The sequence below is a fragment of the Bdellovibrio sp. 22V genome (assembly GCF_030169785.1).
Taxonomy (GTDB): domain Bacteria; phylum Bdellovibrionota; class Bdellovibrionia; order Bdellovibrionales; family Bdellovibrionaceae; genus Bdellovibrio.
Window position 1 is genome coordinate 2,811,504 of the sequence record NZ_CP125854.1, and the last position, 13,146, is coordinate 2,824,649.

At 48.5% G+C, this 13,146-nt stretch carries 12 protein-coding genes; 6 read left to right on the forward strand and 6 right to left on the reverse strand.

Annotation, left to right across the window (positions count from 1 at the left end):
- The first annotated feature begins 60 nt into the window (after nucleotides 1–60).
- The 3 genes from QJS83_RS13585 to QJS83_RS13595 all read left to right on the forward strand — a co-directional run bounded on the left by QJS83_RS13585 (nucleotide 61) and on the right by QJS83_RS13595 (nucleotide 3,761).
- Nucleotides 61–1,899 carry a glycoside hydrolase family 2 TIM barrel-domain containing protein gene (locus tag QJS83_RS13585; protein WP_284605482.1) on the forward strand — a complete coding sequence of 613 codons (1,839 nt, stop codon included), beginning with the start codon at nucleotides 61–63 and terminating at the stop codon, nucleotides 1,897–1,899.
- Between the two features lie 111 nt (nucleotides 1,900–2,010).
- Nucleotides 2,011–2,574 carry an SRPBCC family protein gene (locus tag QJS83_RS13590; protein WP_284605484.1) on the forward strand — a complete coding sequence of 188 codons (564 nt, stop codon included), beginning with the start codon at nucleotides 2,011–2,013 and terminating at the stop codon, nucleotides 2,572–2,574.
- Between the two features lie 11 nt (nucleotides 2,575–2,585).
- The gene (locus QJS83_RS13595; RefSeq protein WP_284605485.1) at nucleotides 2,586–3,761 is read left to right on the forward strand and encodes a zinc-dependent alcohol dehydrogenase; all 1,176 of its coding nucleotides are present in this window, start codon (nucleotides 2,586–2,588) and stop codon (nucleotides 3,759–3,761) included.
- Here QJS83_RS13595 and pdeM read toward each other — a convergent pair.
- Genes pdeM through QJS83_RS13615 form a run of 4 tightly spaced genes read right to left on the reverse strand, consistent with a single transcriptional unit; the run spans nucleotide 3,758 to nucleotide 9,428 of the window.
- Entirely contained in the window at nucleotides 3,758–4,411 is a 654-nt protein-coding gene (pdeM, locus tag QJS83_RS13600; protein WP_284605486.1) for a ligase-associated DNA damage response endonuclease PdeM, read from the reverse strand. The genes QJS83_RS13595 and pdeM overlap by 4 nt on opposite strands.
- The gene (locus QJS83_RS13605) at nucleotides 4,380–6,821 is read right to left on the reverse strand and encodes a ligase-associated DNA damage response DEXH box helicase (RefSeq protein WP_284605487.1); all 2,442 of its coding nucleotides are present in this window, start codon (nucleotides 6,819–6,821) and stop codon (nucleotides 4,380–4,382) included. Before QJS83_RS13605 ends, pdeM begins: the two co-directional genes overlap by 32 nt.
- On the reverse strand, nucleotides 6,808–8,439 hold the full coding sequence (locus QJS83_RS13610; protein ID WP_284605489.1) for an ATP-dependent DNA ligase: 1,632 nt from the start codon (nucleotides 8,437–8,439) through the stop codon (nucleotides 6,808–6,810). Before QJS83_RS13610 ends, QJS83_RS13605 begins: the two co-directional genes overlap by 14 nt.
- Entirely contained in the window at nucleotides 8,436–9,428 is a 993-nt protein-coding gene (locus tag QJS83_RS13615) for a ligase-associated DNA damage response exonuclease (RefSeq protein WP_284605491.1), read from the reverse strand. The genes QJS83_RS13610 and QJS83_RS13615 overlap by 4 nt, the downstream gene beginning before the upstream one ends.
- A gap of 96 nt (nucleotides 9,429–9,524) precedes the next feature.
- On the opposite strand from QJS83_RS13615, the gene QJS83_RS13620 reads away from it, so the two are divergent.
- Together QJS83_RS13620 and QJS83_RS13625 are read left to right on the forward strand one after the other, a co-directional pair.
- A complete protein-coding gene (locus tag QJS83_RS13620) occupies nucleotides 9,525–10,361 on the forward strand; it encodes a CvfB family protein (protein ID WP_350159293.1) in 837 nt (278 codons plus the stop codon).
- A gap of 72 nt (nucleotides 10,362–10,433) precedes the next feature.
- On the forward strand, nucleotides 10,434–11,363 hold the full coding sequence (locus tag QJS83_RS13625; RefSeq protein ID WP_284605497.1) for a coiled-coil domain-containing protein: 930 nt from the start codon (nucleotides 10,434–10,436) through the stop codon (nucleotides 11,361–11,363).
- Here the strand turns inward: QJS83_RS13625 and QJS83_RS13630 are convergent.
- On the reverse strand, nucleotides 11,360–11,833 hold the full coding sequence (locus QJS83_RS13630) for a YbhB/YbcL family Raf kinase inhibitor-like protein (RefSeq protein WP_284605498.1): 474 nt from the start codon (nucleotides 11,831–11,833) through the stop codon (nucleotides 11,360–11,362). The genes QJS83_RS13625 and QJS83_RS13630 overlap by 4 nt on opposite strands.
- A gap of 126 nt (nucleotides 11,834–11,959) precedes the next feature.
- Here QJS83_RS13630 and QJS83_RS13635 point away from each other — a divergent pair, with 126 nt between their 5' ends.
- Nucleotides 11,960–12,502, forward strand: a complete 543-nt coding sequence (locus QJS83_RS13635) for an NADPH-dependent FMN reductase (RefSeq protein ID WP_284605500.1) — start codon at nucleotides 11,960–11,962, stop codon at nucleotides 12,500–12,502.
- On the opposite strand, the gene QJS83_RS13640 is transcribed toward QJS83_RS13635, so the two are convergent.
- Nucleotides 12,503–13,096: a UdgX family uracil-DNA binding protein gene (locus QJS83_RS13640; RefSeq protein ID WP_284605502.1), complete on the reverse strand. Its 594-nt coding sequence runs from the start codon at nucleotides 13,094–13,096 to the stop codon at nucleotides 12,503–12,505.
- Between the last annotated feature and the right edge of the window lie 50 nt (nucleotides 13,097–13,146).

Consider the following 13,146-nt stretch of genomic DNA (forward strand, 5'->3'; position numbering starts at 1 on the left):
GTGCGGCCCGGTGCTTAAAAACATGCTGCCGAAAACAGGGTCCTGTTATGTGATAGAGACATGTTGTCAATATCCGAAACCAACTTCGAAAACTATCCGCGCAAAAATTTTCAAAGAAAACACTGGTTGAATCTGAACGGTCTGTGGTCGTTCTCTTATGATGATGATCAGATTTTCAGTCATCCTTCGCAAATTCAAGATTGGCCTCACAAGATTGTGGTGCCGTATGCACCGGAGTCGCCCGCAAGCGGTATCGGGGATACCGGATTTCATACGCGGTACTGGTACCAGCGGAAGTTTCAATTGAAACGCACCGAAAATAAAGTTCTTCTGCATTTCGGAGCCGCCGATTATCAAACGCATGTGTGGGTGAACTCGCAGTATCTGGGCTCTCACGAGGGAGGCTACACGCCTTTTCATTTCGAAATCTCCGATTTTCTTTCCGACAGCGGAGAACAAGTCGTTTCCGTTTTAGTCGAAGACGATCCGCTCGATCTGCAAAAACCGCGCGGCAAGCAAGATTGGCAAAAAGAACCGCATAGCATCTGGTACCATCGCACCTCGGGTATTTGGCAAACCGTATGGTGCGAAGAAGTGGCGCATGTTTATATAGAAAAACTTCGGTTGGTTCCTCTCATTGAGCGCTGGGAAATTGGCTGCGAAGCCTTTATCGGGGGACCCAACATCTCGGGATTGCAACTTAAAGTGCGAATGGAATGTGACGGAAAACTTTTGGTGCAGGACACCTACGAGGTTGTCCATCGCGAAGTCCATCGTCGCATAGCTTTGTCGGATCCCGGGATTGACGACTTCCGCAACGAAATGTTGTGGAGTCCGGAAAAACCGACGCTCATCCAAGTGCATCTTGAACTGTGGAAAGAAAACGAGTTGCTTGATGAAGTAAAATCTTACACCGCTTTAAGAAGTGTGGGCTTTAATCGTGACCGTTTTTTGTTAAACGGACGCCCTTACTATCTAAGACTTGTCTTGGATCAGGGCTACTGGCCTGACACGTTTTTAACTCCGCCCAATTCGGCAGCTCTTAGAAAAGACGTGGAGCTGGTGAAAGCCGCCGGATTTAACGGCGTCAGAAAACATCAAAAAATCGAAGACCCGAATTTTTATTATTGGGCGGATGTTTTAGGTCTGGTGGTTTGGGCCGAGATGCCGAGTGCCTATCGATTCACGCACGATTCGGTGGAACGTCTTCTCAAAGAATGGACCGAAGTCATTGACCGGGACATGAGTCATCCAAGCATTATACTGTGGGTGCCTTTCAACGAGTCGTGGGGAGTGCCGGATCTGGCGGAAAAAGAAAGCCATCAACATTGCGTGCAGGCCCTCTATCATTTAACAAAAACCTTGGACCCGACGCGCCCTTGTATCGGTAACGACGGTTGGGAAAGTACGGCGACGGATCTTTTGGGAATTCACGACTATGACGATCAACCCGAACGTTTGATAAAAAAATACGGCAGCCACGAAAATATCGCCGATATGCTGACGCGCTATCGACCCGGCGGCCGCGTGATTACCGTTGAAGGTTATCCTCATGGCGGGAAGCCCATCATGATCACGGAATTCGGCGGTATTGCCTATGTCGACAAACCGGAAGGTACGACATGGGGTTACTCGGCCTCGGGGACTATTCAAGATCTGCGCAAACGTTATGAAAATCTGCTCGCGGCGATTTATCGTATCGAAACCTTCTGCGGCTTTTGTTATACGCAGTTCACTGATACGTTTCAGGAAGCTAACGGTCTTTTTCGTCCCGATAGAACGCCAAAATTTTCCGTCAACGCCATGGCAAGAGCCACGCGAGGCGGAGGTTACACAAGAGGTGAGTTGACATCCGTTCCACAGCCTCCACCTTTGCCCCCTCCAGAAAGTGAATTATAACATTCCAAGCAGACCTTCATCGCAGTGGAAGAATGAATCTTCGCAACCCCTGACCTTCGGGGGTTGTGGTTTTTAAGCCAAGGCTTACCTTGATAGACATCGGAGGTAGCTATGGAGAAAGAGAACCTCGTCCCCAAAGGGGAAACGCGGCAACGGCTTCTTGATGAAGAACTCTATACAGAGGAAGCGGTGACGATATTAGCCACTCCTCAAGAACTCTATCAATATTGGCGTGATCCTTCTCATTTCGTTCTATTTACCGATCAACTGCAATCTGTGACGGAGATTTCGGAAACGCGGTCTCACTGGGTTTGGAAAGCCTTGAAGGGACGCAAAACGATAGAGTGGGACAGTGAAATCGTTGAAGACATTCCCAACTCCGTCATTGCCTGGCGCGCGCATGGCGATCAAGACATTCAACATTCGGGACGGGTGGAATTCCAGGAATTGCCGTACGGACGGGGCACAACCGTTAAAGTGAAAATCGCCTATGATGCTCCAGCAGGAAAAATGCTTAATGTGCTTGAAAAATTATTGGGCGAAAGCCCGCACCGAAATTTGAAAATGAATTTGTTTAAACTTCGGGAGCTTTTCGAAGCGGGAGAAGTTCCGACCGTAGAGGGACAGCCTGCGGGTCATAACCGCGAACATGAAACCAAAACGGCACTTCATTAAGGAGGTCACAAATGAAAGCGGTCTGTTGGGAGGGAACAAAAAACGTGCAGGTGCAAACGGTACCTGATCCGCATATTCTGAATCCGCGCGATATTATCGTGAAAATCACCTCCACCGCCATCTGCGGATCCGATCTTCATCTTTATGACGGTGTTATACCCACCATGCAAAAAGGAGATATTCTGGGTCACGAGTTTATGGGAGAAGTCGTCGAGCTTGGGCCCAAAGTGAACAACTTGCGGGTCGGCGATAAAGTCGTCGTACCTTTTAACATATCTTGCGGGCACTGTTTCTTTTGCACGCGTAAAGAATTTTCCCTTTGCGATAACAGCAATCCCAAACCGGAGCTTGCCGAAAAAGTTTATGGACATGGAGGCGCGGGACTTTTCGGTTATTCGCACATGTACGGCGGTTATGCCGGAGGACAAGCGCAATATGCGCGCGTGCCTTTTGGTGATGTCGGACCGCTGGTTGTTCCGAAAGACATGGATGACGATAAATTACTTTTTTTAAGTGATATTTTTCCGACAGGTTATATGGCTGCAGTGAATTGCAATATTCAAATTGGTGACACCGTGGCCGTCTGGGGTTGTGGTCCTGTCGGCCTTTTCTCTATCGAAAGTGCTTATTTGTTGGGGGCGGATCGTGTGATCGCCATCGACAATGTTCCTGAAAGATTAAAAATGGCCCGGGATATTTGCAAAGCAGAAGTGCTCAACTACGATGAAGTCGATGTCTTAGAAGCGCTGAATCTTATGACGGGAGGTCGAGGACCTGACTCATGTATCGATGCTGTGGGAATGGAAGCACACGGTACCGACCTCTACAGTAAATATGAGGAAGCGAAGATGGGTGTAAAACTCGCCACCGATCGTCCCATCGCACTTCGCCAAGCGATTCAAGCCTGTCGTAAAGCCGGGCATGTTTCAATTCCCGGAGTGTACGGGGGACTGCTCGACAAAGTTCCGCTCGGAGCTGCCTTCGCGAAAGGTCTGACTCTAAAAATGGGACAAACGCACGTAAGAAAGTATATGGAAACTTTGTTGCAGCATATTCTAGACGGAAATATCGACCCGTCGTTTTTAATCACGCATCGGATAAATATTGAAGACGCACCAACTGCGTATAAAAGCTTTTTAAATAAAAGCGATGATTGTGTAAAAGTCGTCATTAAAAATCTTCATTAATGACGGCCTTTCACTTCGAAGATATCTCGATCTGCGACGGCAAATATCCTCTGTCCCGGCTGCTGGCGAACCACATAGCCTCCTGTCAGGCTGCCAAAGGCCGGGATTGTTAACGCATTTTTCTCTAAAACAAAACACGGAAGTTTTAAACGCAGCGGACCTTCATGAAGCTGAACCAACGGGTGCGTGTGTCCCTGGATTTGAAAAATTTTAGAGCGTGGATTTTTGTGGCCATGGGTCATCAGAAACGGACCGATTTGTATTTCTTCTTCCACCATATGAAACGGAAGACCGCGCAGGATTTCATGCGCGCCGTATTCGTGGTTTCCCAAGAGCAAAGTCCAATGAACATGGCCGTGAACCGCGAAGAACTCGCGAAAATCGCGCACGATAATTTCGCTCAGACTGAATTTATTGTGAATCCAATCCCCCAGGACGATGACTTTTTCAGCATGATAAGTTTGAATCAATTGACTGATGCGCAAAAGATCCTCCCGGTGCGTGCCTGATGGCAGGGGAACTCCGGCGGCTTGGTAACTTTCCGCTTTTCCCAAATGCACGTCCGAAAGGCCCAATAAGTGCTGGGCCGGCCAGAAGAATGCTTTTTCAGGAAGAAGTTCAATGTCTTCGTTCGCGACCGTGATCTTCATTTTTCTTTTCCCAGGTTTTTTTAAGACGAGCGATCTTCGCCTCAAGACTTTCATTTGAAAGATTGCCAATCGCGATATTTTCAACCACCAAAGGGAACGCGAGTGGTGAAGGCGTTTCCAAAGAAATCCATTTTACGTTGAGCGTGCGCAGGCGTTGCAAAGTTTTGCGCATACGTCCGCTTTCTAAAGAATTCGCCAGAACTTCTTCGAAGCTTTGTTTGATCAAAAGATTATGAGGTTCGTGTTTTTTGAAAACTTCATAAAGAAGGGACGAACTGATTTGCATTTGCCGTCCGGTTTTAGGCGAACCGGGAAATCCCGTGAAGACGAGTCCCGCAATCTGGGCAATCTCCCGAAACTGTCTTTGACTGAGCTGTCCAATCTGCAAAGACTGACCGATTTCTTCAATAAGGTTGTCATCGGAAAAAAAGTCGTCATCGAAAAGACTTTCAAAGTCATAATCCGCAGGGCCCGTGATTTCAAATCCATAGTCGTTAACAGCAAACGAAAATGTCGTGGGCCTGCGACGCGCAAAACGATACCCCCACAGTTGCGCCAGACCCTCGTGCACCGAGCGTCCCTCGAAAGGATAGACAAAGATATGTTCCCCTTGTTTGGAACTCCATTTTTCCATCAGAAGAAGGTCCGCTCCCGGAAGAATCGAGAGCTCTTTCTGAGTTCCCAAAAGAGGAGACAAGAGCCGATCCAAACCAGGATGTTTTTCGGTAAGAACTTCGCGAAACGCCTGCCCCAAAGTTTCTGAGATCGGAAAACGCCCGCCATCCCAGGAGGGCACCACGTTCGTAGGCATTTTGCTGGCGCGGACATACGCCGTCATATCTTTGAGCAAAACAAATTCCAGCTTCTTCCCCGCAAACTGAAAGACATCACCTTTTTTAAGTTTAGAAATAAAATTTTCTTCGACAGAGCCAATACGGCTGCGATTGGTATAAGAGACCTGCACTGATTCCCGAGAGACAATAGTGCCAATACTCATACGATGCTGGTACGCCACCTTCGGAGAAGCGGGACGATACTTCCCTTCGTCTTCCTCATAGACAAGTTTATGAAATTGCGGATACGCCTGCAGAGTTTCACCTCCTTGGGTCAGAAACTGCCGGCACCATTTCAATTCTTCTTGAGTGATCTCAGAAAACGAATAAGTTTCTTTGAGTGCAAGCCACAGCTCATCCATGCGCAGTCCCGGGCCGCACGCTAACGTCATCATGTGCTGTAAAAGCACGTCGATCGGCTTACGCAAAGGCCGGCGCGGTTCGACGTGTTTTAGTTTTAGCGCTTTTTTAACGGCTTCAAGTTCGAGGATCTCCCAGGAATTCGTCGGCACAAAAAGCAGGCGGCTTTTTCCTCCAGGACGATGCGCAGAGCGGCCAGCTCTTTGAATCATGCGTGCGACCATTTTGGGGCTGCCAATTTGTACGACGCGTTCGACCGGTTGAAAGTCCACGCCCAGGTCCAGCGAGGACGTGCTCACCACCCATTTTAAAGCGCCGTTTTTAACGCCTTCTTCGACGGCTTCACGTTCTTCACGATCCAGCGAACTATGATGAAGCGCCATGACGGGTGCCATGTGCGGAGCCATTTGCAACATCACTTCATACCAGCGCTCGGCCTGCGAGCGTGTGTTCGTAAAAATCAACGTGGAGACTTCGGGATCAAGTTCTTCGATCAAGGCTTCTTTTAAAGCAAATCCCAAATGCCCAGCCCAAGGAAAGCGGTCGATCTTTTTGGGAAGCAGACAATCTAAAACCAGATTGCGATCCGAACTGCCAGAAATAATGCGCGCTTCTTGTCCTCGGCCGACGGCGACCTTCGCGGCTTCATCCAGATTTCCAACGGAAGCCGACAGAGCCCACGTTTGCAGATCGGGATTAAGGGAGCGTAAATAAGAAAGCGACAGTTCACATAGACTGCCGCGCTTACTTGCCATGAGTTCATGCCACTCATCCAGAATCACGACTTGCAGATTTTTGAAAAACTCATCAGCCTCGGTTTGCGAAATTAAAACGGCCAAGGATTCCGGAGTTGTTAAGAGAAGGTCTCCGGGATTATTCAGTTGTTTTTTCTTGTGCGCCGCTGAGGTGTCTCCGGTACGGGTGTCTATTTTGAGCGGCCATTTTTCCTGCAAGATCGGTTCATGCAAAGCCGCCGAAAGGTCGCGCGTCAGGGCGCGCAGGGGAGTCAGATACAGAATCTTCAGTCCCTTCTGCGGCTTTGCTAAGATTTTCGCAAAAGGTCCCATAACGGCGGCATAGGTTTTTCCTGAGCCGGTCGGAATGTGCAAGAGACCCGATTCACCGTTCAAATACGCGCTCCAAGCCTCCTCTTGAAACGGAAAAGCTTTCCATCCCCGGTGGTGGAAGAATTTATGAATGGGTTTAAGTTCCTTCATTTTTCTTTACTCCCGCGAGAAGTTCCTTGGCGGTCTCAAGAGTGTCGGCGTCTTCCGGTTTTTTATCGCGACGCCAGCGTAAAATTCGCGGAAAGCGCACGGCGATACCCGATTTGTGACGGGTCGACGGACTGATGCCTTCGAAACCGATTTCAAAAACATGGGCGGGTTCGACGGCACGAACGGGGCCGAATTTTTCTTTGGTGTGCCGCCGGATCCACGCGTCGAGTTCGTCAATTTCGCTTTGATCCAAGCCGGAGTAAGCCTTGGCGAAGGGAATGAGCTCTTCCTCGTCGTTCCAAAGGGCGAAGGTATAATCCGTATAAAGATTGGATCGTCGTCCCGTGCCGGACTGCGCATACAAGAGCACGGCATCTAAAGTCAGCGGGTCGACTTTGTATTTCCACCAGTTGCCGGTTTTTCTTCCCACGGAATAAGTTCCTTCCCAGAGTTTGATCATCAAGCCTTCCGCATTTTTTTCACGGGCTTTTTTGCGCAACTCATCCAGTTCAGAAAGGGACGAGACCGTCACTAATGGAGAAAAACGAACGCGTTGATCATCGAGATTCTCAATCACTTGCAATAAAAACTTTTTTCGTTCCCGCAAGGGTTCAGGACGGATGTCTTTGCCTTTAAACTCAAGGCAATCATAGGCAAAAAATCCCGCAGGTTTTTCTTCCAACAATGCCGCAGCCACTTTTTTTCGACCCAGTCTTTTTTGCAGATCCTGAAACGGGAAAATGGTTCCGTTTTTATAAATTAAAATTTCGCCGTCTATGACTGTCCCTTCGGGAAGTCGCATGAAGATTTCGGCGAGGTCGGGAAAACTGTGCGTGATCTGTTCTTCACCGCGGGACCAAATCCATACTTTGTCTTCGCGACGAATGACTTGCGCGCGAATGCCGTCATACTTCCATTCAATACACCAGTTTTCGGGAGCAAAATCTTTTTCACTTCTTTCGTTCCATGGATGGGCCAAACAAAAAGGATAAGGCTGACTATAAGTGATTTCTGTCGCTTCCGTGGAAATCAGTTTTTGAAAAGTCTCTGCCCCCGCTTGAATATTGCCTGTCAGGCGATGCGCCACTTGGTCGGTAGAAATCTGATAGACTTCGGCGACGGCGCGGATAACCAGTTTCTCGCTGACGCCAACGCGAAAGGCCCCGGTGATAAGTTTGTTAAGAATAAAAACTTCCTGATAGGTGAGCTGGCGCCACCACTTTAAAAGTTTTTCCGCCTGAAGATTTTCGTTTTCAAGCTGAGCGAGCGCGGGAATTTCTTTCTCCATCCACGTCGTCAAAGATTTGTCACTGCGACCGGAAGTTTCACGGCACAAATTCAGAGAGTGGGCCAGCAGGCTGAGCGTTTCTGCCGTGTCACCCACATGATCGTAGCTTTCGTCAAAAAGCCAAGCTGGGTATTGCGTGGAGTTGAGAAACATTTGCACAAGATTTCTTCCGGTCAGAATGCGTTTTGAAAGACGCCCGGTCAAAACCAAGATGGTCCACATGGAATCCTCTGGCTCTGCGTTTGCAAAATACTTTTTAAGCGCTTCGACTTTCTCGTTCGTCGATGTGGTCGAGTCTAAATCGTCGAAAAGTTTTGCGAATGCCTTCATGACGCTTCCTCTTCAGCCTCGTACTCCGTCTGAAAGAGGCGCACGGTTTTACCTTGTTCCTCAAGATAACGGGCCAGCACATCCGTGCGCCCGTGTGTAAGAAAAATAGTCGAAGCCCCGGTTTCAGAAATAGTCTGATTCAGTTCGTTCCAGTCGGCGTGATCGGAAAGAGCAAACCCTTTTTCGTAACCTTTGCGACGGCGGGTTCCTCGCACCTGCATCCAGCCCGAAGCAAAGGCCGTTTGCGGTTCTTTAAATCTTTTCATCCACGGAGATCTGTGCGCGGAAGGCGGCGCCAGAATCAGTTCGCCTTTAAATCCATAAGATTTGTCATGTTCAAAAATCGAGCGCGTTCGCAGCATGGGAATTCCAGCCTGACGATATATATGTGTCATCTGCTCCATGGCGCCATGAATGTAAACCGGTTTGTCGGTGAACCGCATGAGCTCTGCAAGAACTCTTTGCGCTTTTCCTAAAGCATAACAAAAAAGCAGCGACGGACGGTCGGGGTCTTCTTTCCACCAGTCATAAATTTTTCGGGCGGTGACTTCGCCCGCATCCCACTTATAGACAGGCAGGGCGAAGGTGGCTTCCGAGATAAAAGTGTCGCAGCTTAAAGGCTCAAACGCATCACAGCTCGGGTCGTCAGTTCTTTTGTAATCTCCCGAAGCGACCCACACTTTTCCCCGGTGCTCGATTCGTACTTGGGCTGACCCCAGGATGTGTCCCGCCGGATGAAAAGACACCCACGTGGAGCCCAGTTTGAACTTTTCACTCCATTTTTTTTCAACGATCGGCAGAGTTTCGCCTAAACGTAAGCGCAGAAGGGGAGCACAGCGATCCGTGGCATAATAAACTTTACATCCCCAACGGGCATGGTCCGAGTGCGCGTGTGTAATTACAGCTTGAGGTACAGGGCGCCATGGGTCGATATAAAAATCGCCGGGCTCGCAATACAGGCCTTCATTGGTCACACGAATCAAGTCCATAGGAAGATCTTAGCACTGAGCTTACTGCCGAGAGTATAAAAGCCCTTGTGACTTTTCACAGCGAAGTGTATCGTGCGCAAAAAGGGGCATTTCTTCGTGGTGCAAATTGGAAAGTTCAATCGTCTTAAAGTTGTAAAACATGTCGACTATGGCGTCTTCTTGGAAGGCGGCGAGGATGGAGAAATTCTTCTGCCTTTGCGCTATATGCCCGAGCAGTGCGAAGTCGGCGACGAGGTGGACGTTTTTATTTGTTACGATTCTGAAGATCGTCTTTTGGCAACCACTGAACTTCCTTTCGCTCAAGTCGGTGACTTTGCCAAACTTCGCGTGAAAGCTATTGAACGCGTCGGAGCTTTTCTTGATTGGGGTTTAAGTAAAGATCTTTTTCTTCCGTACAGCGAGCAAACGCGCGAACTTCGCGTCGGTCAGTATGTTATCGTGCACGTGTATCTTGATAAGAGTGATCGTATTTCTGCCTCCATGCGTTTAGACCGTTTTATCGAAAAAGACGGCGCTGAATACAAAGAGGAAGAAAAGGTTCAGCTTTTTATCGCAGCGAAAACCGACTTGGGATACAAAGCCATTATCAATGGCCGGCATTGGGGTGTCTTATATAATAACGAAGTTTTTCAGGACTTGGATTACGGCCAAAAAGTCGACGGCTATATTAAGAAAATCCGACCCGATGGAAAGATAGATCTCACTTTGCAAAAAGCCGGGCACAAAGCTGCCAGTGAAGACATTGGCCCTTTGATATTAAGCCTCTTGAAAGAAAAAGGCGGATTTCTGGCCGTCAACGACAAGACCTCGGCAGAGACTATTTATGATCTGTTCGGTGTCAGTAAAAAGAAATACAAGATCGCGCTGGGTGGCTTGTACAAGCAGCGCCTGATCACCGTGGACGACGATGGCATTCGTCTTGTAAAATCCTAGAAATTGTAATTTAGCAATAGGACTTAAAAAGATCCTTGGTTCGAGGGAAAATAAACCCAGCAAGGATTTTTTATGACTAGAAAGAACCTTTTCTTTCTTGTGATTGCCTTCGTGGTCGGAGTTTCCGTCTGGATCTTTTATGTTAATAAAGGACTCTGGGAAACGCAAAAAGCTATTGTGCAACAAAGCACACCGTCACGTCGGCCCGCGACGGCCGCGCAGATAAGAATGGCAGAAAACACTTCCGCTCGCGCCCGTCTGCAAGTTGAAACACAAAACCTGCGCGAGCGCCTTGATGTCGAGCGCACGCGATTAGAAGCGCAACGCAGTCTTTTACAAGAGCTGCAAAGCCAACAAACCGCCGCGGCCTCTGAAACTCCGACCCCTCAGTATCGCACGCAAATTGAAGAAGGCCGGGACGAAATTCAAACTGTGATAGAACAATTACGCTCTTACGATCAGCTCGAGGCGGAGATCAATCGCCGCGCTCAAGAAGCCTTGCGTGAACAAAGCAGTGCGGCCCAGTTGGCGCGGGATGAACTGGACAATAATATTCGTCTGCAAGAGGAGCAAATCAAACAAACGAAGGAAGATCTATTTAACGCCGATAATAATCGCTTTTACGTCAATGAACGCGAAGCCCGGATGGCAGAGCTCAATGCCCGCTTGGATCAACAAAACCAGCAATTACAGGCGATGCGTGATCAACGTCTACAATTATCCGCGACGGTTTTAGAAAGCACTCAAAACGTGCAAGCGCAGAAAGAGGCCGAGTTGCGAGAGCTCAATGAAAATCGCAGTCAGATGCGCGAAGAAGTTCGCACTATTCGTGAAGAGATGGGAAAAATGCAAGAAGCCCAAGGCGAAAGCCTGATGAGTGAAATGTCGATGCGCACTCAGATTCAAGATGCGCAAAGAGCCTTTAACAATCAATCCAAGCAAGTCGAACAGTTGGAAGCCAATCTAAAACAAAAAGAACAAGAGCTCAATCTTTTGCGCTAGTGCTGTTTTTTGTAGGTGGCGACCAATTCTGTTTCCGCCAGCACGTGTCCTTTCATCGCCTTTAAAAGATCCGGTTTGGAAATTTTCTTTTGCTCAGGCAAGACAGTGTCTAAAGCGTAAAGTTTATGATGATAATGATGGCGGCCGATAGGAGGGCAGGGACCTCTGTAACCGACGGCCTTCCAATCATTCACGCCTTCACTGGCGCCGGGCGGGAAATCGCGGGCTCCTTCTGGAAGAGAATTTAAATTCGCCGGAATATTATAGACTACCCAATGCACCCATGTCATTTTCGGCGCCTCTGGATCTGGAGCATCGGGATCGTCGACGATCAGTGCGAAACTTTTTGTGCCTTCCGGAGCCCCTTTCCATTTCAGGGGTGGGGAAATATCCGCGCCTTCGCAGGTGTACTGCTTCGGAATTTCTGAATTGTTTTTAAAGGCGGATGATTCCAGCGTAAACGAAGCCATAGTGTCCTCCGTGAGTTTATGGTGCCAAGGGTTTTCGCTTTCGGCTAAATGTTCTTTTGCATTTGCTCGCTTTGCGGTTGCGACCCGCCGAAAACTTTTTTTCAATAAAGGCCTTTGGAGGAGTCTATGAAAATTTTGGCACTCGTTGGCGGTATCAGTAAGGGATCTATTAACAAGAAACTTTATCGTGCGTTGAAAGCGATGGCTCCTCAGGGCATGGAGATCGAAGATTTTGACATAGCAAGTTTGCCGTTTTTTACGCAGGACATGGAAAATGATCCGCCCGATGTCGTTAAAAAATACAAAGAACGCATTAAACAGGCCGAAGCCGTTTTGTTTGTCAGTCCGGAATACAATCGCAGTTTTCCCGGAGTTCTTAAGAACGCCATCGATTGGGGTTCCCGGCCTTATGGTCAAAATCTTTGGAATCACAAGCCTGCTGGAGTCATCGGCGCCAGCATCGGCAATATCGGAACGTTCGGTGCGCAACACCACTTGCGACAAGTCCTGGCGTATTTGAACATGAATGTGATGGGACAACCGGAATGTTATCTCAACGTTTCAAAAGCCTTTAATGATCAAGGAGAATTGACAGACGAAAATGTTAAAAAACTTCTGCAACAATATTGGGAGGCATATTCCAATTGGATCAAAAAAGAGAAACGCTGATCACTGCGGTTTTTTAAGCGCGACCTTTGCGGCGAGTTTTAAGTCTTCGATCAATTGTTCGCGCTTCTGCTCTGTATCTTCGCTGCGAATACTGCGCAAAATCGCGGAAGGGTGCCACGACACAATCACCGGGGAACCATAAGCCTCTTGTTCCATGACTTTACCGCGCTCTTTAGTAATGGCAGTGGCTTTACCTAAGACGGAAAGCGCCGCCGTCGCTCCCAGAGCGATAATCACGTCAGGTTTGATTTTGCCAAGCTCGGCTTCCAGCCAGGGTTTGCATGCTTTGACTTCACCGGCGCTCGGTTTTTTATGCAATCTGATTTTTCCCTGCGGTGTCCATTTGAAATGTTTAACGGCGTTGGTGACATAAACCGTGTTGCGTGGAATGCCGGCCTTCTCCAGACAGTAATCCAGCATTGAGCCTGCGGGCCCGACAAAAGGTTCGCCAGCTAAATCCTCTTTGTCTCCGGGTTGTTCGCCGATAATCACAATCTTTGAGCGCGAAGATCCTTCGCCAAAGACGACATGGGTTGCTGTTTTGTACAGAGGGCAGGCGTGGCAATCTTCAGCGGCTTCCTTGAGATCCTTCAAGCTTCCTTTTCCGGGAACAGGTGCGGGAGGATATCCTTTCAGCGCCAAAA

Coding starts and splice junctions, on each gene's coding strand:
- QJS83_RS13605 (WP_284605487.1), bottom strand. CDS start 6,821: ATGAAGGAACTTAAACCCATTCATAAATTCTTCCACCACCGGGGATGG.
- QJS83_RS13585 (WP_284605482.1), top strand. CDS start 61: ATGTTGTCAATATCCGAAACCAACTTCGAAAACTATCCGCGCAAAAAT.
- QJS83_RS13615 (WP_284605491.1), bottom strand. CDS start 9,428: ATGGACTTGATTCGTGTGACCAATGAAGGCCTGTATTGCGAGCCCGGC.
- QJS83_RS13595 (WP_284605485.1), top strand. CDS start 2,586: ATGAAAGCGGTCTGTTGGGAGGGAACAAAAAACGTGCAGGTGCAAACG.
- QJS83_RS13630 (WP_284605498.1), bottom strand. CDS start 11,833: ATGGCTTCGTTTACGCTGGAATCATCCGCCTTTAAAAACAATTCAGAA.
- QJS83_RS13635 (WP_284605500.1), top strand. CDS start 11,960: ATGAAAATTTTGGCACTCGTTGGCGGTATCAGTAAGGGATCTATTAAC.
- QJS83_RS13610 (WP_284605489.1), bottom strand. CDS start 8,439: ATGAAGGCATTCGCAAAACTTTTCGACGATTTAGACTCGACCACATCG.
- QJS83_RS13625 (WP_284605497.1), top strand. CDS start 10,434: ATGACTAGAAAGAACCTTTTCTTTCTTGTGATTGCCTTCGTGGTCGGA.
- QJS83_RS13590 (WP_284605484.1), top strand. CDS start 2,011: ATGGAGAAAGAGAACCTCGTCCCCAAAGGGGAAACGCGGCAACGGCTT.
- pdeM (WP_284605486.1), bottom strand. CDS start 4,411: ATGAAGATCACGGTCGCGAACGAAGACATTGAACTTCTTCCTGAAAAA.